Source organism: Streptomyces parvulus (genome assembly GCF_014648855.1).
Classification (GTDB): Bacteria; Actinomycetota; Actinomycetes; order Streptomycetales; family Streptomycetaceae; genus Streptomyces; species Streptomyces parvulus.
The window spans coordinates 34024-54028 of the sequence record NZ_BMRX01000013.1 but is presented as its reverse complement, the minus strand read 5'-3'; the positions used below and the strand labels follow the sequence as shown (position 1 = coordinate 54028).

Sequence of the window (20005 nt, the reverse complement as noted above, 5' to 3'; positions counted from 1 at the left end):
TTCATAGCATGAATTAAGGACCGAGGGAAGTCGCGTGCGGCCGGGTGGCGGGGTATCTTGCAGACCGGGCACGGTAGGGAAGGGGTCACATGGCGGGGCGGAACGGGCGCACGGTGCGCGACCTGAGAAGGGCCAACCGTACGGCCGTGCTCCAGCGGCTCTACTTCGACGGCCCCCTCAGCCGCTTCGAACTGGGCCCGGCGACCGGCCTCAGCTCCGGCTCGGTCAGCAACGTCGTCGCCGACCTGGTCGCCGACGGCCTGGTGGAGGAGGCGGGCAGCGTCGACTCCGACGGCGGCCGCCCCCGCACCCTGCTGCGCGTGGCCCCCGCCAGCGGCCACATGATCGGCGTGGACGTCGGCGAGACCCGGGTGCGCGTCGAGCTGTTCGACCTGACCCTCACCGAACTCGCCCGGGCCGAACGCCCGCTGACCCAGCAGGGCTACGACGTCGAGGTCATCGTCGGCCACATCCGCGACGGCATCGCCGAGGTGCTGGCCGCGGCCGGACTCCCGCCCGAGCGGCTGCTCGGCGCCGGGGTCGGCGTCCCCGGCATCGTCGAGCACACCCCGGACCGCGGCGCCGTGGTGCACGGCCAGACCATCGGCTGGGACGCGGTCCCGCTGGAGGCCCTGCTGCGCGCCGGGTCCCCGCTGCCCGACACCGTCCCCTACTTCATCGACAACGGCGCCAAGACCCTCGGCCAGGCCGAGATGTGGTTCGGCGCGGGCCGCGGCGCGCGCAACGCCGTCGTCGTCCTCTTCGGTTCCGGCGTCGGCGCCAGCCTGGTCACGCCCGAGGCCGAGCAGGGCCGGGCCGTCGAGTGGGGGCACCTGACGGTCCGGGTCAGGGGGCGCCGCTGCCGGTGCGGCGCGCTCGGCTGCCTGGAGGCCTACGCCGGCGCCGAGTCGCTGCTGGCCCGCTGGCGCGAGGAGGGCGGACGGGTGCCCGCGGGCACCGACGAGGAGACCGCCCTGACCGCCATGCTCGCCGCCGCCTACCCGGCGGACGGCGGGGACGCCGACCCGGTCGCGCTCTCGGTCCTGGAGGAGACCGCCGAGTACCTGGGCGCCGGGCTGTCCGACCTCATCAACCTCTTCCAGCCCGAGCGCATCCTCATCGGCGGCTGGGCCGGCCTCCAACTCGGCACCCGCTTCCTGCCCGCCGTCCGCCGCCACGCCGTGTCGTACGCCCTGCGCCACCCGGCCCAGCGGGTGACGGTCGACCTGGGGCGGCTCGGCCCGGACGCCGTCACCGTGGGCGCCGCGATCCTGCCGCTGGCCGACTTCTTCACCCGCGGCGGCCGGCGACCCGAACCGGCGCCCGAGTACCCGGAGCCCGCCTGGCGCACGGCGCTGGAGGAGCGGGCGCCGCACTGAGGTTATGCGAGGTGGCGCGGGGTACCCGGTGCGGTCGGACGTGCAGGAGCACCACCGGAAGGAGCGCGCAGTGACCGACCACCGCCAGGAGGGGCCGGGCGAGAACGGCGCCCCCGTTCCCCGGGACCTGCCGGACCAGCAGGCCGGTGCCGGTGACGACCCGTGGGAGGCCGCGGCGCCCACCCGCGAGCAGCGTGAGCACCTCCAGGGCGATCCTGCGGACCGCGACGAGGAGGCCGGGACCGGCGAGGGCGACGAGGACGCCGCCGAACCCGCCGACGACGTTCCCGACACGGACGAGGCCGGAACCGGCCGCCAGGGCGCCCCGCACTCGGCCGCCGTCCACCCCGAGCACCCGGTGCCCGACGAGTCCTCCGGCTGACGGCACGCACGAAAGCCTGGATCGTGGATCAGGGGGGCGGGCCCGGTGCCCGCCCCCTCCCACGTGGACCAGCGGTCGGGCCGGGTGCCCGCCCCCTCCCACGTGCCCCAGGGGGGCGGACCGGGTGCGCGCCCCCCGCCCACGGGACGCGGACCGCTCAGCCGACCTTGCGCCCCCGCATCGGCGCCGTGTCCGTGCCCGCGCCCTCGCGCAGGCCGCCCAGGAACTCCTCCAGCACCTCCGTGGCCGACCGCGTCGGCCGCCAGCCCAGCTCCACCCGCGCCCGCGTGCAGTCCATCAGCGGCAGCCGCAGTACCGCGTCGAACAGGTGCGGCGAGGCCGGCAGCAGCCGCAGCCCCCACGCGGCGGCGATCGCCGAACGGGCGGCGGTCCGGGGCAGCCGCACCGGACGCGCACCGAACATCCGGCCCAGCACCTCCGCGTCCACGACCGGCTCCGCCGCGAGGTTGTAAGGACCCCGCGCGTCCTCGGAGCGCACCGCCAGCCGATAGGCGTGGGCCGCGTCGTCGGTGTGCAACGCCTGCACCCGCAGACCGGGGATGTCCGGCAGGAAGGGCAGTGCCCCGGGGCGGGCCGCCGGGCCGGGCAGGAACCTGCCGCCGAAGATCCGGCGCTGCTCGCTGGCCGACTCCCGCTTGAACAGGAACGCGGGGCGCATCCGCACCACCCTGATCCCCGGGTGGTCCCGCTCGAAGATGTCCAGGGTGCGTTCCAGATAGGCCTTCTCCCGGCAGTACGCGGCGTCCGGCCAGCCGTGCGTCGGCCACGACTCGTCCACCGCGCGGTCCTTGGGCCCCGGCGAGTACGCCCCCACCGACGAGGCGTGCACCAGCGCCGGCACCCCGGCGGCGGCCACCGCCTCGAAGACCCGCAGGGAGCCCAGAACGTTGGTGCGCCAGGTCGTCGCGGGGTCGTGCGTCGGCTGGAAGGCCCAGGCCAGGTGCACCACCGCGTCCGCGCCCGCGAAGTGCGCGCCCAGGTCGGCCCGGTCCGAGGCCAGGTCGACCGCGGCCCACTCCGTCCGCTCCGGCGTCCACCCGGGGATCCGCCGGGCCAGCCCCAGGACCGACCCCACCTCCGGATCCTCCGACAGAAGCTTCACCACGCTGGTGCCCACGTTGCCGGTGGCACCCGTGACCACGATCCTGCTGCCCGCTCCGCCACTCACCTGGCGCTCCTCTCGGCCGCTTGCCGCACGAGGTCACCGGGTACCCAGCGCGCCGGAAAGGCACCCGGGGCCGGGGCGCGAAGGGGCGGACGGACGGACGAGCGGACGGGCGGACATGGGGAAGCCCCGACCGCGACGGGGGAATCACGGCCGGGGCGGCACTGAGGCGGGTACGGATGGCGGTCGCCTCTCGGCGAAACGCTCCACAGGGCTTCAGCCGAACGATCGTCCCTGTGGGCAAAAGGTGAGGCCCGGGGACACTGTCCCATCCGTACCCACGACCTCTACAACGGGACGAGAGCACCCGGTGTTCCGCCCTCAGGCCCCTCACGGGGTGAGGTGGGTCACCCCCTCAGGCGAGCGGGCTCCGCTCCAGGGAGGCCAGCAGCTCGGCTGGGTCGGCGTAGACCGCGTCCGCGCCCGCCTCCTCCAGGTCGGCGCGGGGCAGACCGCCGCACAGGACCGCGACGCAGCGCACCCCGGCGCGGCTGCCGGCCCGCATGTCCCACACCGTGTCGCCCACGAAGACGGCCCGCTCCGCGGGCACCCCGGCCAGCTCCAGCGCGTGCTCGACCGGCTCCGGGGACGGTTTGCCCTCCTCCACGTCGTCCGCGCTCGCGGTGGCCGCGATCGCGTCGTCCGCGTCGATCGCCCGCCGCAGCGCACCCAGCTCCGGTCCGCCGGCGGACGTGGCGAGCACCACCTTCCAGCCGTCGCCGGCCAGGCGGCGCAGCAGCCGCCCGGCGTCCGGCAGCGCGGGCAGGCGGTCGAAGTACTGCCCGTAGAGCGCCTTGTGCGCGGCGCTCAGCTCCGCGTCCCGGTCCCTGTCCCGGTCCTCTCCCAGCAGATGCCCCACGAGGTCCGAGGAGGGCAGCCCGACGGCCCGGAGCACGGCGTGCATCGGCACCTCGTGCCCCGCCTGCCGGAACGCCTCCCACCAGCAGACGACGTGCAGATGATTGGTGTCGACGAGGGTCCCGTCGACGTCGAACACCGCTGCGCGGTCCATGCGCCCTCGCTCTCTGCCGGCGGCGGTCACCGGCCGTCCGGCGGGTACCACGTCATGCGCCGGCCACGCCGGAGACGCCGGACGGCGTGCGGCCCTCCCGGGTCCAGGCCAGCAGGTCGTCCAGGGACCAGGTGGTGACCACCCGTTCGGCGGGCACCCCGCACTCCTCCGCCCGCGCGCAGCCGTTGATCTGCCAGTCCAGCTGCCCGGGCGCGTGCGCGTCGGTGTCGACGGAGAACAGCACGCCCGCGTCCACCGCCCGGCGCAGCAGCCGCCGCGGGGGATCGAGGCGCTCGGGCCGGCTGTTGATCTCCACGGCCGTGCCGGACTCCGCGCAGGCGGCGAAGACCTCGTCCGGGTCGAACTCCGACTCGGGCCGGCCCCGCCCGGTCAGCAGCCGTCCGGTGCAGTGGCCGAGGACGTCCGCGTGCGGATCGCGCACGGCCCGCACCATGCGGCGGGTCATGGCCCGGGCGTCCATCCGCAGCTTGGAGTGCACGGACACCACGACCACGTCCAGCCGCTCCAGCAGCTCCGGCTCCTGGTCCAGCGAGCCGTCCTCGAGGATGTCGCACTCGATGCCGGTCAGCAGCCGGAACGGGGCCCAGGTCTCGTTGAGCCCGGCCACCACGTCCAGCTGCTCGCGCAGCCGCTCGGGGGAGAGCCCGCGCGCCACCGTCAGCCGCGGCGAGTGGTCGGTCAGCGCCGCCCACTCGTGGCCGAGCGCGGCGGCCGTGCGGCCCATCTCCTCGATCGGGCTGCCGCCGTCGGACCAGTCGGAGTGCAGGTGGCAGTCGCCGCGCAGCAGCGCGAGCAGCCGTTCGCCCTCGCCTGCGGCCGGGCGCTGTGCCTCGGGCGCGCTCTCCAGCTTCTCCAGGTACCCGGGCGTCCGCCCGGCCAGCGCCTCGCGCGCCACCTGCGCGGTCTTGGGTCCGATGCCCTTCATCGACTCCAGCGACCCGGCCCGCTCGCGCAGTTCCTCGGCGTCGAGCCCGCGCAGCACGCGGGCGGCGGTGCGGAAGGCGCGGACCCGGTAGGTGGGCGCCTGCGACCTCTCCAGGAGGAAGGCGATCCGTTCCAGTGCCTCGACGGGTTCCATCGGCACCTCCTGTCGCGACCGCTCCCCGCTCGTCCAGGGTTCCCCAGCGCCCCGGGAGCCGCACCCCGGGCCGCCTCGGCGGGTCCGGCCTACCCTCTAGGCATGACCGAAATCGACAGCCCGCACATCGGCACACCGCGGATCCTGGTGCTCCGGGTGCAGCCCGGAACGCCTCCGTTCCGCATCGTGGAGATCGACGGCCAGGTCGTCGGCGCGGCGAGGGCCGTCACCGACGTCCTGGAGGCCGCGGCGGCCTTCGGCATCACGGTCCACGACCTGGACGACCCGGACGTGGTCCGCTGGGTGGGCGGGGACAAGTTCACCTGGACCGTGCGCTAGGACCCGCCCCCGCCCCTCCCCGACGGCTCAGCCCACCGTCCACTTCTGGTTCGCCGTGCCCGAGCAGGTCCAGATCTGGAGCCGGGTGCCGTTGGCCGAGTTGTTGCCGGTGACGTCCAGACACTTGTCGGCCTGCGGATTGACGATGTCCCGGGCGCCCGTGACGACCCAGCGTTGTGCGGCGCTGCCGTTGCAGTCCCAGAGCTGGACCACCGTCCCGTCCGCCGTGCCGCCCGCGTTCACGTCCAGGCACTTGCCCAGCGCGCGGATCGTGCCGTCGGAGCCCACCGTCCACCGCTGGGCGGCGCTGCCGTTGCAGTCGTAGAGCTGCACCGGGGTGCCGTTGGCGGTGCCCGCCGAGGCGATGTCCACGCACTTGCCGGCCAGGCCCCGGATCGCGCCCCCGGTACCGGAGTCGCTGGTCGTCACCGAGACGTGGTCCACCACCAGCGACTGCGGGAAGACCGTGGAGCCGTCCGGGTCGCCCGGCCAGTAGCCGCCCACCGCCAGGTTCAGGATCAGGAAGTACGGCCGGTTGAACACCCACTGCCTGCCGCCCAGGTCGGCCGGCGTGCGCCGCTGGTAGACGTTGCCGTCCACCGACCAGGTGATCGAGTCGGGTGCCCAGTCCACGGCGAAGGTGTGGAAGCCGTCCGCGAAGGCCTGGCCGCCCGGCAGGGTGTAGCCGGCGCCGATGCCGCCCGCGCCCGAGTAGCCGGGGCCGTGGATCGTGCCGTGCACGGTAGAGGGTTCGAAGCCGACGTTCTCCATGATGTCGATCTCGCCGGAGTCGGGCCAGTTCACCGGGGTGCCGAGCATCCAGAAGGCCGGCCACATGCCCTGCCCGCGCGGCACCTTCATCCGCGCCTCGACGTGCCCGTACTGCGCCGTGAACTTGCCCGAGGTGTTGAGGCGGGCGGAGGTGTACTGGCAGGTGCCGTACCAGCACTGGTAGTTGGCCGGGTTCTCCTTGCGCGCCGTGATGACCAGCTGGCCCTGGCCGTTCAGCGAGGCGTTCCGGTTGCCCGCGGTGTAGTACTGCCGTTCGTGGTTGTTGACGTTGTCGCCGGTCTCGATCTGCCACTTGGAGGAGTCGACGGCCGATCCGGCCGGGCCGTCGAAGGTGTCGGAGAACGTCACGGCGGCCGCCGCGGATTCGGCGGCACGGGGAGCGGGTTCCGCCTGGGCGGGGCCCGACACGAGGGACGCGGCGAGCCCCGCGGACAGGGCGGCGGCGAGGAGGCATCTGCGGAGCAGGCGTGGGCGGACCACGGCTCTCCCTTCCGTACGGCGCTCCGGGAGGGACGCGCCGACCGAGGTGGGGGGTTGAGGTGTCGCCTCTTGATTCAAGTAGTGAGATAAGGGGTGGTCAATACATTGGTACGGACCATATTCGCGCCAAAGTGGAGCGGCCCGTCGCCGGGACGCGGCGGGACGGTGCCGGGCCGCCGGGCCGCCTCGGGAGGCGGCCCGGCACGACGGACCGGCTCAGACGAAGAGCCGGTCCAGGAACGCGTCGAGGTTGGCACGGGTGCGGTCGATCTGCTGCTCGACGGTGAGGGTCTCCTCCATGCGCCCGCCGGGTGCGGGCTGCTTCTTGCCCCGTACGTAGAGCGGGCAGTCGAGGTCGGTGCAGAGGTAGAGGCCGACGGAGTTTCCGTCCCGCCCGGCCGGTCCCGCCTTGCGGGCGCTCATCAGGGCGACGCCGCTGCCGGGGTGGGTCGTCAGGCAGAGCGAGCACATGCTGCGGCGCAGGAATCCGCGGGTGGTGGCCGACGAGCGCAGGGTCACGCCGACGGGTACGCCCTCGCGTTCGGCGACCAGGTAGCTGCGGGCGGGCGCCGACAGGTCGCACCACCCCAGGAAGTCCAGGTCGTCCCAGTGGTCGATCTCCGCCAGGTCCTTGGGGAGGGGGAGGCGTTTGGCCTCTCCCTTGGAGCAGTTGACGAAAGAGGTGCGGATGTCCCGTTCGGTCAGGGGATTCATGACGTGGGTTCCTTCGGTTTCCGGACGAGTCGAGGTGTCGGGGGCCGCCGGCACGAGGGCATGCCGACGTGCGGGCCGGCCCGTGCGTGGGCTGCTCGCGTGCGGTCAGCGGTGCTGCTTTCCCACCGGTCGGCGAAGGGCCTGCCGGGGGACAGGGCGTCCGTGTGCCGCTGCGGCGACTTCGGAGCAGGCCGGCGGCACGGCGACCGATGAGGGGGCCCGTTCACGGGCGCGCGCCCCTGCTACCCGTACGGCGCGTGGGCCGCACAGGCGTAGGCAGCTCAGCGAGATGCCGCAGGGAGTGGCTTGAGAGTTCTTACCGCGCGCCGCAGAGGAACGAGGGCACACGGCCGGGGGCAACTATGGCCGCAACAGCTTCGGAACGGTCCATGTCTCTCGCCTCCTTCCGGCCGGGGCGCGCGGTGCGCGTCGACGCCGTACGCGTCGATGGGGGCGGCGGAGAGCCCGCCGCATGCGACCCCCCAAAGGCTACACCGTTCGAATTCACTCGGGCGGGCGAATCCCGCCGCGCGGGGTGCGGACGCTAGCGGCGTCGCCGCCACGACCGCCAGAACCGGTACAACCGCAGGCAGGCCATCGCCACGACCACGGCGCCGACGACGATCCCCACCCACCGGGGCAGGCTCCCCGAGCCGGGCAGGTAGATCGCCGTCGCCGCGAGATGGTGCACCGCTACTCCTCGGGCTGCTTCGTCGGCCGGTGGCGCCGGACCCCGTGCACCCACGGAGCGGAGTCCGCGGGTGTTCAGCTTTACGTCGGGGTACGCCTCGGCCTGTAACGCGACACGCCGGGGCCGGACGAAGTCACGTCGAGGGAAGCCTCACGCGCGCGCCTTGCGGACCTTGCGCGCGTGCACGGCGCGGCTCATCCGCCGGCCCAGCAGCAGGTACCCGAGGAGCGCGCCGCTGGTGTTGAGGATGACGTCGTCGACGTCGAAGGCCCGGCCGGTGACCAGGGCGCCCTGCGCGAACTCCACCAGCAGCATCACCACCGCCGTCAGCAGCAGTACCTTCAGCAGGCCCCGGGTGCGCGGGGCGACGACCGGGACCAGCACGCCGAACGGCACGCCGAGCAGGATGTTGCCGCCGACCTGCTTCACCGCGTCGCGCAGCGCCGGCTGGTCCAGGTAGGCCCGCAGCGAGTCCCCGGGACGCAGGTTGGTGTGCGTCAGCGCCTCCGAGGCGGGGGAGGGGTTCAGGGTCAACCGGGCCAGCACCACGGCGAACGCCACCATGAACACGAAGGCGCACAGGGTCGCGAGCAGGCGCAGCGGCAGCGGGAGCGGGCGGCATTCCGGCTGCTCGGCGTCCTTCGTCCGCGCCTTGTCGGGGCGGGGACGCGAAGGGAAGCGCAGCCCCGAGGCGACACGAGCCATTTCATTCCTCCAAGAGTCAACATCCCCGCGTGGCGGAGCTATTACCCGCCGAACCGCCGGGGATGCCCGGCGGTTCGGCGGTCCCGTTCACGGTCCCGTTCCGGCTCGCTCCTCGGTACGAGGTGAACGCTCAGGTGCCGTACGCCACCCGTACTTCCTTGAAGCCCAGGGAGCGCAGCAGGCCCTGGAGCATCGCCGTGGTGTTGCTCTCGGCGCGAGCCGTCAGCTCGCTGTCCTTCGCGGCCTCGCCGATGTGCCGGGCCGCGAGCTTCTGCACCGCCTGCTCGCCGTTCGGGTTGTCCGAGAACAGGTCGCCGAGCCGGTCCAGGAGCCCGCGCTGCTTGGACACCGCGTACGAGCGGTCGGGGTCCAGGGCGGGCTTGCCGAGCGCGGCGTGCGGCAGCCGCAGCGTGGCCGAGGTGCGGTCGTCGTTGACCGTCACGTCGTCCTCGCCCACCTTCCCGAGGTCGACGAAGGCGTCGACGGTGCCCGCCCCCACGTACAGGGTGCGGGTGCCGCGCACGGCGTCCGGCAGGAACTTGGTGTCCTTCTCCAGGTCCACCACGACCTGGAAGTTGCCGGACGCCGCGTCGTAACGGCTGATGTCCTGGATGGACTTGAGCAGCGCGGGGCCCGAGCGGTCCTTGGTCTCGGTGCCGAACAGGTCGTTCAGGCCCGGAATGACGCTCAGCCGGAGCCCCGCGAACAGCACGGCGAGGACCACCACGACCGCGGTCAGCACCTTCGCCCACCCGGGCATGCGCCGCGCGGGCCTCTCGACGGGACGCGTGGGATTCTTGACGGGAGTCGTCATGGCGCGGCCCTCCTTCCTACTGACCCTGATGCCCCCCATCTCCCCGCCCAGACAGAACAGTTGGCGGACGCGCGCGGGCAACGGGGGCACGGCGGGGCGTACCGCGGCTCACCGCCCCCTCAGCGGCCGGTCGGCGCAGGGGCGGGACGACCACACCGCCTCCCCGCGGGTGAGCCCCGGCAGCCGCAGCTCCGCCTCCCGGACCCGCCGGGCCGGCAGTTCACCGGTGACGAGCCAGGCCGGATCGCCGCCCGTCGTTCCGGTGAAGTCGGCGCCGAGCGCGGCCAGCCGGGCCGTCACCGCCGCCAGCGTGTCCGGCGGGATCTCCGCCTCGAAGGCGTGGTACGGCTCGTGGAGCACGGTCCCCGCCCGGTCGAGGGCGCGGCGCAGCACGATCGGCGTCAGTCCGCGGAAGTCCGCCGCGGTGCTGACCGGCGAGCAGAAGCCGGAGCGGACAAGGGTCACCCGGCAGTCGGTGACCGCCACTCCCGCCGGGCCGCTCGACAGCGTGGCGTGGACGCTCTCCTCCACCGCCTGGTGGAAGGCGCGGGGGAGCGCGCCCAGCTCCGTCTCGTGGGCGAACACCACGCCCGAGCCCCGCGGCCCCGGGTCGACCCGCAGCCCCACGGTCGCCCAGTACCGGGTGTGGTCGAGCCACGGCATCTCCTCCGCGGCCTCGCCCGTCCCGGCCGGCCGCTCCAGGTACCGCACCCGCCCCGGCGCGAACTCGGCCTCGACGCCGAAGTCCTCCGCCAGCGTCGCCGCCAGCACCTCCATCTGGACCTCGCCGTACAGCAGCAGGGCCGTCGCGCCCGACGCCTCGGGGCGGGCGTGCAGCAGCGGATCCTGGTCGGCGAGCGCGAGCAGCGCCGAGCGCAGCGGCGCCGCCTGCTCCGGCCGCCGGGCGCGGACCACGGTCTCCAGCGTCGGCGGCGCGAACTGCGGCGCGCGGTCGCCGAGGCCGCCGAGCCGGTCGCCGACGCGCAGCGCGCCCGGCCCGGTGAGCGCGGCGATGTTCCCGGCGGTGAGCGCCGCGCCTCCGCCGACGACGTCGAGGCGGGTCACCCGGCCCGCGACCTCGGTGGTCCGGCCGTCCGCCTCGCGCCGCAGGAACGTCAGCCGCTGCCGGGGCCGTACCTCGCCGTCGTACAGCCGCAGGTACGCCGTCCGGCCGCCGCCCGGCTCGGGGCGTACGGCGAAGACCGTGCCGCGCGGTGCCGCCGTCCCGGGCGCCGCGGCGGCCGGCGGGACCAGAGCGAGCAGCCCCCGGACCAGCTCGGCGACGCCTTGACCGCTCAGCGCGGAGCCGTGGTAGACGGGGTGGAAGGTGCCGTCGGCGGTCCGGGCGGCGAGGGCCGCCGCCAGGTCGCCGGCGGTCGGCTCGGGACCGTCCACCAGGGCGGCCAGGACGTCCGGATCGACCTCGGCCAGCGCCTCGGCGGTCCGCTCGTCCGGCGGCCGGGGCACGACCCGGGCGTCGCCGGTGCCCGCCCCCGTCACCGCCGTCATCGGCGCGGCGTGCGGGGTGAGCAGGCGCCGGACGTCGCCCAGCAGTTCCTCGGGCCGGGCGCCGGCCCGGTCGACCTTGTTGACGAACACCAGCGTGGGCAGCCGCAGCCGCCGCAGCGTGCGCAGCAGCACGCGGGTCCGCGCCTGCACGCCCTCGACGGCGGAGAGCAGCAGCACCGCGCCGTCGAGCACCTCCAGGGCCCGCTCGACCTCGGCGACGAAGTCGGAGTGGCCCGGGGTGTCGATCAGGTTGACCTGCGTGGCGCCGACGGTGAACGCGGCGACGGCGGAGCGGATGGTGATCCCGCGGCGGCGCTCGATGCCGCCGTCGTCCGTACGGGTGTCTCCGGCGTCGACGCTGCCCAGCCGGTCGATCGCGCCGTGGTCGAACAGGAGCCGTTCGGTGAGGCTGGTCTTACCGGCGTCGACGTGCGCCAGGATGCCGATGTTCAGGGTGTGCGTGGGGTGCATGCGGGGTCGCGTCCTCGAAAACCGTGGGCCGGAAGGGGCACTGGGGGATTCCGAGGAGTCGGCGCATGCGAGGGATTCCTGACCTGAGAGGGACGGCGGGGGAGTACCCGGACGGCGCCATCATGCCCTCGGCCGCCCGGGCCGCCGCAACCGGATTTCCGTAAGCTGGGGATCCCGGCCGGACAGGATCACGCGAGGAGCGGTCCGTGCGAGACATCGCCGTGTTCAGCGGTAGTGCCCACCCCGAGCTGGCCGAGGAGGTCTGCGCCCATCTGGGGGTGCCGCTCAGCCCCACCCGGGTCAGCCGGTTCGCCAACGACTGCCTGGAGGTGCAGCTCCTCGCCAACTGCCGGGAGCGGGACGTCTTCCTGGTCCAGCCGCTGATCAAGCCGGTCCAGGAACACCTGGTGGAGCTGCTGCTGATGTGCGACGCGGCCCGCGGGGCGTCGGCCGGCCGCATCACCGTCGTCATGCCCCACTACTCCTACGCCCGCTCGGACAAGAAGGATGCGCCGCGCATCTCGCTGGGCGGTCGCCTGGTCGCCGATCTGCTGGTGGCGGCCGGCGCGGGCCGGGTGCTGGCGATGACGCTGCACTCGCCCCAGGTGCACGGCTTCTTCTCGGTACCGGTCGACCACCTGCACGCGCTGCGGGAACTGGCCGCGCACTTCCGGCGGTACGACCTCTCGCGCACCACCGTCGTCTCGCCGGACCTGGGCAACGCCAAGGAGGCCGCCGCGTTCGCCCGGATGCTCGGCGCCCAGGTGGCGGCCGGCGCCAAGCAGCGGTACGCCGACGACCGGGTCAGCATCAACGCCGTGATCGGGGACGTCGCCGGGCGCGACGTCATCGTGCTCGACGACGAGATCGCCAAGGGCAGCACGGTGCTGGAACTCCTCGACCGGCTGCGGGAGTCGGGGCCGCGCACCATCCGCCTCGCCTGCACGCACGGGCTGTTCGCGGCGGACGCGCTGGAGCGGCTCGGCGGGCAGCCCGACGTGCTGGAGATCGTGTGCACCAACACCGTGCCGGTGCCCGCCGGCGACCACACGGACAAGCTGCGGGTGCTGTCCATCGCCCCGGCGCTCGCCGAGGCCGTGCGCCGCATCCACAACGGCGAGTCGGTCAGCGCCCTGTTCGACGCGCGGCCGGCAGGCTGACGCCCAGCACCTCCTCCAGCGTCGGCCGGGGCGGCAGCAGCCGGGACAGGCCGGTGATGCGCAGCATCCGCAGCGTCAGCGGGTGGGCGCACACCAGGTGCACCTGCCCGCCCCCGGCGAGCACCTGACGGCGCGCCCGGTGCAGCAGCCGCAGGCCGGAGCAGTCGAAGAACTCGATCCCGCCCAGGTCGAGGACGACCAGGGCGCCGGGGCGCCGGGTCTCCCGGTCCAGGCGCGGCTCGATCCGGGAGGCCGACGCGATGTCGATCTCACCCCGGAACTCCAGCACCGTGTGCCCCCGCTCCCGGCGCACGCGCAGATGCGGGGCGGGCGACTCCGATTCCTGCCGCACGAAACTTGCCTCCAGCCTGTCGCGGCCTGCTTCCGGAGGGCTCAACCAGCCAGCCCGCACGAAAAGTTACCCCGATCGAGCGAATCTGAGCATGTTCGATTGACATATGTCATCGAAATCTCACAGCGAGGTCCGTCAGTCGACGACCAGCACGATCTTGCCGGTGGTGCGGCCGGTCTCCCCGAGCGCGTGCGCCTGCGCCGCCTCGGCCAGCGGGAACGCCTTCTCGACCGTGGCCCGCAGCTTCCCGGCCTCCACCAGTTCCGCGACCGACCGCATGTCGGCCCGGTCGGCGTCGACCAGCATCCGGACCGCCCGCACCCCGAGGCGGCCGGCCTCCTCGAAGAACTCGTCCGACCCGACCGGGATGATCGACACCACCACCCCGCCCGGGCGCAGCACGCGCAGCGACCGCAGCGCCGTGTCGCCGCCGATGGTGTCCAGCACGACATCGACGTCCTTCACCGCCTCCGCGAAGTCCGTCTCCCGGTAGTCCACGGTCTCGTCCGCCCCGAGGGAGCGCAGGAACTCGTGCTTGCCCGCGCTGGCGGTGCCGATCACGTGGGCGCCCCGGGCCTTGGCGATCTGCACCGCCACGTGGCCCACACCGCCCGCCGCCGCGTGGATCAGCACCCGCTGACCCGGCCGGAGGTCCGCCCGCTCCACCAGCGCCTGCCACGCCGTCAGCGAGACCAGCGGCAGCGCGCCCGCCTGGACGTGGTCGATGCCGGCCGGCTTGTGGGTGAAGGCGCGCGCGGGGGCGGTCACGTACTCCGCGTGGGAGCCGTGCCCGAAGGGGTAAGACAGCATGCCGAAGACCTCGTCCCCGGGCGCGAAGGCCGCGACGCCGATGCCGACCGCCTCCACGGTGCCCGAGACGTCCCAGCCGAGCACGAACGGCGGCTCACCGAGGAAGCCGCCGTTCGCCCGGTGCTTCCAGTCGGTGGGGTTCACGCCGGCGGCGCGGACCCGCACCAGCACCTCGTTCGGGCGCGGCTCGGGGCGCTCCGGACGGATCTCCTTCAGTACCTCGGGTCCGCCGAGGACGTCCTGGCTCATGGCGCGCATGGTGTTCATCGAGTACCTCGCAACTCGGAAGGGGTTCCAGGGGCACGGTCTGCAACCTCCGTCGAGATCGTGCCATTCCCGGGGCGGCACGGCATCCGGATCCCCCGGTCGACAGGGTGATTCGTCGACTTCGGACGGCCCCGGTGGCCGTGACGGAATCCTCACTTCCGCCGAGCCGCGGAATTGATCTTTTAGCCTTCCCAACCGATAAGCTCCCGAACGGCGCTGCGAGTTGACGCACACCACCTGTTCGTACACCCCCATGTTCCACACCCCCCATGTTCGGCCGTTTCGCTTCGAAGGATGCAAATGGAACTCGCCACTCCGCCGCCGGCGGCGCGGGCCCCGGTCGCCTGGTACAGCTGGTGGCTGATGCCACTGGGCCTGGGAGGCGGGACGGTGGCCGCCACGTTCATGAGCTCGGAGCGCATAGCCGTCGCCGCCGCGGGCGCGGCGGCCACCGCGGCGGGCACCGTGTGCGTGCGCCTCCTGCTGCGCACCCGTGCGCGGCTGACCCGTTCGGAGCAGGCCTCCCGCGCCACGCGCTCCGAGGACTCCCAGCAGTGGCAGCAGCACGTCGCCGGTCTGGAACGCAAGTACGCCGCCGAGCGGGCCGGCCTGGAGGCACGGCTGGCCGAGCAGGCGCAGGCGTACGAGGACCGCCTCGCGGAAGCCGCCCGGGCCGGCGAGGAACGCCTCGCCGAGCAGGCGGCGGCGTTCGAGGCCCGGGCCGCCGAGCACACCGCCGCCTGGCAGGAGCGGCTGGACCACCGGCTGGGCGCCGTATCCCGGCTCGCCGACGACCAGCTGCCCGACGCGATGCGCAGGCTGCGCGCCGGCGAGGCCATCGACGACATCCTGCCGAGCGTCGAACAGTGCGCGAAGGTCGGTGCCGACCTCCAGGCCGAACTGCGCAAGGTCCTCAGGACCGCGCTGATGGGCGTCGAGGCCGAGTTCGACCGCTCGACCTCCGCCGAACAGGCCGTCATCGGCGTCGGCAACCGCATCCACGTCCTGACCAGCAAGCTCCGCGGCCGCCTGCACGAGATGCAGGGCGAGCACGGACGGCTCCCCGCCGTGGCGCGGGGCCTCATGGAACTCGACCAGGCCATCGGCCCCGCCGACTGCCTCGCGGCCAGCATCGGCGTCCTCGGCGGCTCCGACCGCCCGGGCCGGCAATGGCAGGAACCGCAGCGGCTGCTGAGCGTGATGCGCGGCGGCATCGGCCGGATCAAGGACTTCCACCGCGTCCAGCTGCACCACCTGCCCGAACTGGGCGTCGACGGCGGACTGGTGGACCACCTCACGCTGATCTTCGCCCACCTGCTGGACAACGCCGCGCGCTACTCGCCGCCCACGGAACCGGTCGTCGTCTCCGGCAAGGAGGTCCCCAACGGCGTCGGCGTCGAGATCCAGGACTCCGGCAAGGGACTGAGCGAGGAGACGAAGCGCGAGGCCGAGCACGCGCTGGCGGGCACCTCGCGCGGCGCGGGACTCGGCGGCATCTCGGAGGACGCCAACATCGGCCTCCGCGTCGTCGGCGCGCTCGCCCGCCGCTACGGCATCCGCGTCACCTTCGCCGACTCGCCGTGGCTGGGGACCTCCGTCGTGGTCGTCGTACCGCACAAGTACTTCAGCCCGCTGCCGGCCGCGGCCACCACCCCCGCCGCACCGCCGGAACCCTCCTCCGCGACCGCCGCACCGGTCCGGGCGGCCACCCCCGCGCCCGTGGCCGGCGGCGAGGCGGAGACCACGCCGGGCGGTCTGCCCCGGCGCAGGAGCAGGCGCGCCGAACCGGCCTCCGCGAGCGACGGCGCCGCGCCCGCCGACGGGGCGGCCCCCGCCGAGCGCGGACCGGTCCCCGCCGTGCCGCCGGACGAGTCCTTCGCCGGCCTCGCCGCCTTCGCCGCCGCCGGGCGGGCGACCGGCGCCGGCACCCGAGACACGACCACCGGTGGCCCGTCCACCGCGCACCGTACTGAAGAGAGCGACCAGTCCGCATGACGCACCAGGGAACCGACGTGAGCTGGGCACTCCGCGATCTCGTGGAGAGCATCCAGGAGATCCGCTTCGCCCTCGTGGCCTCGAGCGACGGCAAGGCCATCACCTCCTACGGCGCCGAAGACCCCGACGACGTGGACCGCTTCGCCGCCGTGGTGGCCGGACTCCAGGCCCTGGCCCAGCCGGTCGCCGAGCAGTTCCCGCAGCACGCGGGGCAGCTGCGGCTGGCGATGATCGAGGTGGACGGCGGACACCTGTTCGTGGTCCGGGCCGGTCTGGAGACCTACCTCGGCGTGCTCGCCCGCGAGGGCCTCGACCAGGGACTGCTCGGCCATCAGATGCGCGACCTGGCCCGCCGGATGGGTGAACTCCTCGGCACCACCGTGCGCCAGGAGGAGCACTCTGGATGAGTGCTCCCCGCCGGCCCGCCGATCCGTCCGGCCTCGAGCGCTACTACGTCCTCACCGGAGGACGCAGCGGGCCGGGCGGCTCGGCGTCGACCCTCGACGTGGCGACCCTCGTCGTCTCCCGCGCGGTCCCCTTACCGGGCATGCAGCACGAGCACGAGGAGATTCTCCGGCGCTGCCGCGAACCGCTGTCGGTGGCCGAACTCGGCGCCCACCTGCACCTGCCCTTCAACATCCTCGCGGTGCTGCTGTCCGACCTGCTCCAGGCGGGGCGCGTCGAAGCCCGTGATCCCATCCCGGCACACGACGCCGGCCGCGGGGCGGACCTCGCGCTCCTTGAGGAGGTACTCAGTGGACTTCAAAGGCTTTGACCGACCGGGAGCACCCGCTGCCGGGGACACCCGCTCGGTGAAGGTGATGATCGCCGGCGGCTTCGGCACCGGCAAGACCACCATGGTCCGCTCCGTCAGCGACATCAAGCCGCTGACCACCGAGGAGACCCTCACCCAGGCCAGCGCCGGCGTCGACCACCTGATCGGCGTGGCCGACAAGACGCAGACCACGGTCAGCCTGGACTTCGGCAAGATCAGCCTCAACGACACGCTGATGCTGTACCTGTTCGGCACCCCGGGCCAGGAGCGGTTCTGGTTCCTGTGGAACGGCCTGTTCAAGGGCGCGCTCGGCGCGGTGGTCCTAGTGGACACCCGGCGCCTGGCCTCCAGCTTCCGGGCGATCGAGGAGATGGAGCGGCAGCGGGTGCCGTTCGTCATCGCGCTCAACGTGTTCCCCGACTCCCGCGACCACCCGGTCGAGGAGATCCGGGACGCCCTCGACGTCCCGCCGCACACGCCGGTGGTCGCCTTCGACGCCCGTGACCGCGCCGCCAGCCGCGATGTGCTGGTCACGCTCGTCCGGCACCTGAAGGACCGCTCGGCCGCCGCCCTGGAGCCCCGATGACCGACGACCGCACGCCGCCCGCGTCCGGGAGCGGCGGCTGCCCCGTCGCCCACGGCGAGGGGACCACGAGACTCTACGGCCCCGGGGCCGCGACGGACCCGCACGCCATCTACGCCCGGCTGCGCGGGGAGCACGGCGCGGTGGCGCCGGTGCTGCTGGAGGGCGACGTACCCGCCTGGCTGGTGCTCGGCTACCGGGAGAACCGGCGGGTGCTGGACAACCCGCTCCAGTTCAGCCGAGACTCGCGGAGCTGGCGGGACCTCCTGGACGGCCGCGTCGAGGTCACGTCGCCGCTGATGCAGATGGTGGGCTGGCGTCCCGACTGCGTCTCGCAGGACGGCGAGCCGCACCGCAGGCTGCGCGGGGCGGTCACCGACAACCTGTACGCCGTGGCCGGCCGCGGCATCCGGCGCCACGTCACGCACTTCGCCAACAAGCAGATCGACGCGTTCGCCGACGCGGGCCGCGCCGACCTGGTGGCGGACTTCGCCGAGTACCTGCCGATGCTGGTCCTCACCCGGGTCTTCGGACTGGCCGAACGCGAGGGGCGCAGCCTGGCCGAGTCCTGCAACCAGGTCATCAAGGGCGGCGCGGACGCCCTCACCCACAACGAGCGCATCATGGGCCTCCTCGGCGAACTGGCCGCCCGCAAGCGCGAGGAGCCCGGCTCCGACTTCACCTCCGGCCTCATCGAGCACCACTCCGGCCTCGACGAGGACGAGATCGTCAACCACCTGCGGCTGGTGCTGATCACGGCGCACACCACCACCAGCAACCTGCTGGCCCGCGCGCTCCAACTGGTCCTCACCGAGACCGCCTGGCTGTCCGGACTGGTCAGCGGGCAGCTGAACATGTCCGCGGTGGTCGAGGAGGTGATGTGGAACAGCCCGCCGCTCGCGGTGCTGCCGGGCCGCTTCGCCACCGCCGACCTGGAGCTGGGCGGCTGCCCGGTCAAGGAGGGCGACCTGCTCGTGCTGGGCCTCGCGGCCGGCAACCACGACCCCGGGATCCGCCCGGACACCGGTGTCTCGGTCCAGGGCAACGCCTCGCACCTCGCGTTCAGCGCCGGCCCGCACGAGTGCCCGGGGCAGAACATCGGCCAGGCCATCATCGAGACGGCCGTGGACGTGCTGCTGCACCGCCTGCCGGGCCTGCGCCTCGCGGTGCCGCCGGACGACCTCACCTCCACGGCCTCCACCTGGGAGTCGCGGCTGGACAGCCTGCCGGTGGAGTTCGCACGCTAGCCCGCCGCCGCGGCGGGAGCGCCGCCCGCCCCGGGCCTGGTCCGGGCCGGGCGGCGCGAGCGGCTACACGGACAGCAGGTCGTCGACCGAGCCCCGCCCGGCCAGTTCGGCGTCGGCCACCGCCCCGTCCTTGACCGCCGCGTACCGGCCGGTGGTCAGCGCCCACTCGTAGTTGCCGTTGATCCAGTGCTGGATGGCCTCCACCCCCAGACCCACCCGCGCCCGTTCGCCGGCGTCGAGGCCCAGCTCGTCGCACATCGCCGGCACCCGGGCCTGCAGGGCCACGTACTCGTCGAGGCAGGCGGTCGTCATGCGGAACGCCTCGTCGGCGGCCTTGGGCCACGAGCAGTCCCGCTCCCGGCGCAGGACCGCGATCAGGTTGTGGCCGTCGCCGCGGCGGCGCTCGCGCTCGAAGGAGTGGATGTCGTTCATGAAGCCGATGGTGTCCGCGGCCAGGTCCCGCATCCGTTCCATCAGCGGGTGCGCCATCGCCGCGGCCGGCACCTCGAAGCCGCGGCTGCGCTCGCCCGCGTCGATGCTGTGGTGGATGCCGACCGTCCGGCGCCGGAAGGCGGTGTACTCGTCGAGCGACAGGCTGCCGGCCCGGCCGTGCGCGGCGAGGTCGACCTCCTCGCAGTGGGCCACCAGGAACCGGCCCCAGGAGGCGGCGAACCGGGACCGCCATGTCAAGGACATGCCATCCGAAAGATGCCCCCAGACCTCGGCCCACGCCAGGGTGATCGGGCACTCCACCCGGGGCGGGGTCCCCGCCGGCCGGAGCGGCGTCGCGATGAGTTCCCGCGCCACCTCCGCTATGCGCTCCGCACGGTCGGGCCGCCCGGCGTCGAACTGGTCGTCGAAGAGGAAGGCCAGGGAGAACCAGTTCATCAGCACGACCATGTCGTCCGCCGACGCGTACGGGTAGGTGCGGGCCGCGGCGTCGGCGAGGTCCCAGGACCGGTACTCCTCGAAGCCCGCCCGGCTGCGCACCAGCCCCCGCTCCCGGACCCAGCGCAGATGGCGCTCGCGGGCGGGTGCCAGGTGCCGGCTGACCGGAGTGTCGAAGGGGAGGTCGAAGCGGACGTCCTGAGGCATGTGCTTCCTTTCGGGAGACGGAGCGCAGAGTCCCCCCCTGCCCTGCGGGCGGACGGCCACCGGGCCGCCCGCACACTCGAACTCGACTTCACGGTCGAATAGTTGAACCGAGAAGCGGTACGAGGCTGCCCCGGCCCCGAATGATCTA

21 protein-coding genes are annotated in these 20005 nt (G+C 73.7%); 9 read left to right on the top strand and 12 right to left on the bottom strand.

Going from position 1 to position 20005, the window contains the following annotated elements:
• Positions 1-89 precede the first annotated feature (89 nt).
• Both IE108_RS25270 and IE108_RS25265 read left to right on the top strand, forming a co-directional pair.
• Positions 90-1379, top strand: a complete 1290-nt coding sequence (locus tag IE108_RS25270; RefSeq protein WP_064731122.1) for an ROK family transcriptional regulator — start codon at positions 90-92, stop codon at positions 1377-1379.
• 70 nt (positions 1380-1449) lie between these two features.
• Positions 1450-1761, top strand: coding sequence for a hypothetical protein (locus tag IE108_RS25265; protein ID WP_064731123.1), 312 nt, complete (start codon positions 1450-1452; stop codon positions 1759-1761).
• A 157-nt stretch (positions 1762-1918) separates the two neighbouring features.
• On the opposite strand, the gene IE108_RS25260 is transcribed toward IE108_RS25265, so the two are convergent.
• From IE108_RS25260 to IE108_RS25250, 3 genes are all read right to left on the bottom strand, one after another.
• Positions 1919-2950 (bottom strand): SDR family oxidoreductase, encoded by a 1032-nt coding sequence (locus tag IE108_RS25260; RefSeq protein ID WP_064731124.1) that lies wholly within the window; start codon positions 2948-2950, stop codon positions 1919-1921.
• 352 nt (positions 2951-3302) lie between these two features.
• Positions 3303-3959 carry an HAD family hydrolase gene (locus IE108_RS25255; RefSeq protein WP_064731125.1) on the bottom strand — a complete coding sequence of 219 codons (657 nt, stop codon included), beginning with the start codon at positions 3957-3959 and terminating at the stop codon, positions 3303-3305.
• Between the two features lie 52 nt (positions 3960-4011).
• Positions 4012-5058 (bottom strand): PHP domain-containing protein, encoded by a 1047-nt coding sequence (locus IE108_RS25250; RefSeq protein WP_064731126.1) that lies wholly within the window; start codon positions 5056-5058, stop codon positions 4012-4014.
• A gap of 102 nt (positions 5059-5160) precedes the next feature.
• Between IE108_RS25250 and IE108_RS25245 the strand changes: the two genes are divergently transcribed.
• Positions 5161-5397 carry a hypothetical protein gene (locus IE108_RS25245; RefSeq protein WP_064731127.1) on the top strand — a complete coding sequence of 79 codons (237 nt, stop codon included), beginning with the start codon at positions 5161-5163 and terminating at the stop codon, positions 5395-5397.
• Positions 5398-5424: 27 nt separating this feature from the next.
• On the opposite strand, the gene IE108_RS25240 is transcribed toward IE108_RS25245, so the two are convergent.
• From IE108_RS25240 to otr(A), 6 genes are all read right to left on the bottom strand, one after another.
• Positions 5425-6669 carry a glycoside hydrolase family 16 protein gene (locus IE108_RS25240; protein WP_064731128.1) on the bottom strand — a complete coding sequence of 415 codons (1245 nt, stop codon included), beginning with the start codon at positions 6667-6669 and terminating at the stop codon, positions 5425-5427.
• A 216-nt stretch (positions 6670-6885) separates the two neighbouring features.
• Positions 6886-7383 (bottom strand): FBP domain-containing protein, encoded by a 498-nt coding sequence (locus tag IE108_RS25235; protein WP_064731129.1) that lies wholly within the window; start codon positions 7381-7383, stop codon positions 6886-6888.
• Between the two features lie 544 nt (positions 7384-7927).
• A complete protein-coding gene (locus IE108_RS25230) occupies positions 7928-8074 on the bottom strand; it encodes a hypothetical protein (RefSeq protein ID WP_159394647.1) in 147 nt (48 codons plus the stop codon).
• Between the two features lie 150 nt (positions 8075-8224).
• Positions 8225-8779 carry a VanZ family protein gene (locus tag IE108_RS25225; protein WP_064731130.1) on the bottom strand — a complete coding sequence of 185 codons (555 nt, stop codon included), beginning with the start codon at positions 8777-8779 and terminating at the stop codon, positions 8225-8227.
• Positions 8780-8909: 130 nt separating this feature from the next.
• A complete protein-coding gene (locus IE108_RS25220) occupies positions 8910-9593 on the bottom strand; it encodes a DUF4230 domain-containing protein (protein WP_064731131.1) in 684 nt (227 codons plus the stop codon).
• 108 nt (positions 9594-9701) lie between these two features.
• Positions 9702-11573, bottom strand: coding sequence for a tetracycline resistance ribosomal protection protein Otr(A) (otr(A), locus tag IE108_RS25215; protein WP_064731132.1), 1872 nt, complete (start codon positions 11571-11573; stop codon positions 9702-9704).
• Positions 11574-11779: 206 nt separating this feature from the next.
• Between otr(A) and IE108_RS25210 the strand changes: the two genes are divergently transcribed.
• A complete protein-coding gene (locus IE108_RS25210; RefSeq protein WP_064731133.1) occupies positions 11780-12733 on the top strand; it encodes a ribose-phosphate diphosphokinase in 954 nt (317 codons plus the stop codon).
• Here the strand turns inward: IE108_RS25210 and IE108_RS25205 are convergent.
• Positions 12699-13085 (bottom strand): anti-sigma factor antagonist, encoded by a 387-nt coding sequence (locus tag IE108_RS25205; protein WP_064731134.1) that lies wholly within the window; start codon positions 13083-13085, stop codon positions 12699-12701. The two genes, IE108_RS25210 and IE108_RS25205, sit on opposite strands and share 35 nt — an antisense overlap.
• Before the next feature lie 135 nt (positions 13086-13220).
• Positions 13221-14162, bottom strand: a complete 942-nt coding sequence (locus IE108_RS25200) for an NADP-dependent oxidoreductase (protein WP_064731135.1) — start codon at positions 14160-14162, stop codon at positions 13221-13223.
• Positions 14163-14462: 300 nt separating this feature from the next.
• Here IE108_RS25200 and IE108_RS25195 point away from each other — a divergent pair, with 300 nt between their 5' ends.
• Genes IE108_RS25195 through IE108_RS25175 form a run of 5 tightly spaced genes read left to right on the top strand, consistent with a single transcriptional unit; the run spans position 14463 to position 18762 of the window.
• A complete protein-coding gene (locus IE108_RS25195) occupies positions 14463-16157 on the top strand; it encodes a sensor histidine kinase (RefSeq protein ID WP_064731136.1) in 1695 nt (564 codons plus the stop codon).
• A complete protein-coding gene (locus IE108_RS25190; protein ID WP_064731137.1) occupies positions 16154-16564 on the top strand; it encodes a roadblock/LC7 domain-containing protein in 411 nt (136 codons plus the stop codon). Before IE108_RS25195 ends, IE108_RS25190 begins: the two co-directional genes overlap by 4 nt.
• Positions 16561-16932 carry a DUF742 domain-containing protein gene (locus IE108_RS25185; RefSeq protein WP_064731138.1) on the top strand — a complete coding sequence of 124 codons (372 nt, stop codon included), beginning with the start codon at positions 16561-16563 and terminating at the stop codon, positions 16930-16932. The genes IE108_RS25190 and IE108_RS25185 overlap by 4 nt, the downstream gene beginning before the upstream one ends.
• Positions 16913-17518 (top strand): GTP-binding protein, encoded by a 606-nt coding sequence (locus IE108_RS25180; protein ID WP_064731139.1) that lies wholly within the window; start codon positions 16913-16915, stop codon positions 17516-17518. Before IE108_RS25185 ends, IE108_RS25180 begins: the two co-directional genes overlap by 20 nt.
• Positions 17515-18762 carry a cytochrome P450 gene (locus IE108_RS25175; RefSeq protein ID WP_064731140.1) on the top strand — a complete coding sequence of 416 codons (1248 nt, stop codon included), beginning with the start codon at positions 17515-17517 and terminating at the stop codon, positions 18760-18762. The genes IE108_RS25180 and IE108_RS25175 overlap by 4 nt, the downstream gene beginning before the upstream one ends.
• A 63-nt stretch (positions 18763-18825) precedes the next feature.
• On the opposite strand, the gene IE108_RS25170 is transcribed toward IE108_RS25175, so the two are convergent.
• Entirely contained in the window at positions 18826-19857 is a 1032-nt protein-coding gene (locus IE108_RS25170) for a 7-epi-alpha-eudesmol synthase (RefSeq protein ID WP_064731141.1), read from the bottom strand.
• Between the last annotated feature and the right edge of the window lie 148 nt (positions 19858-20005).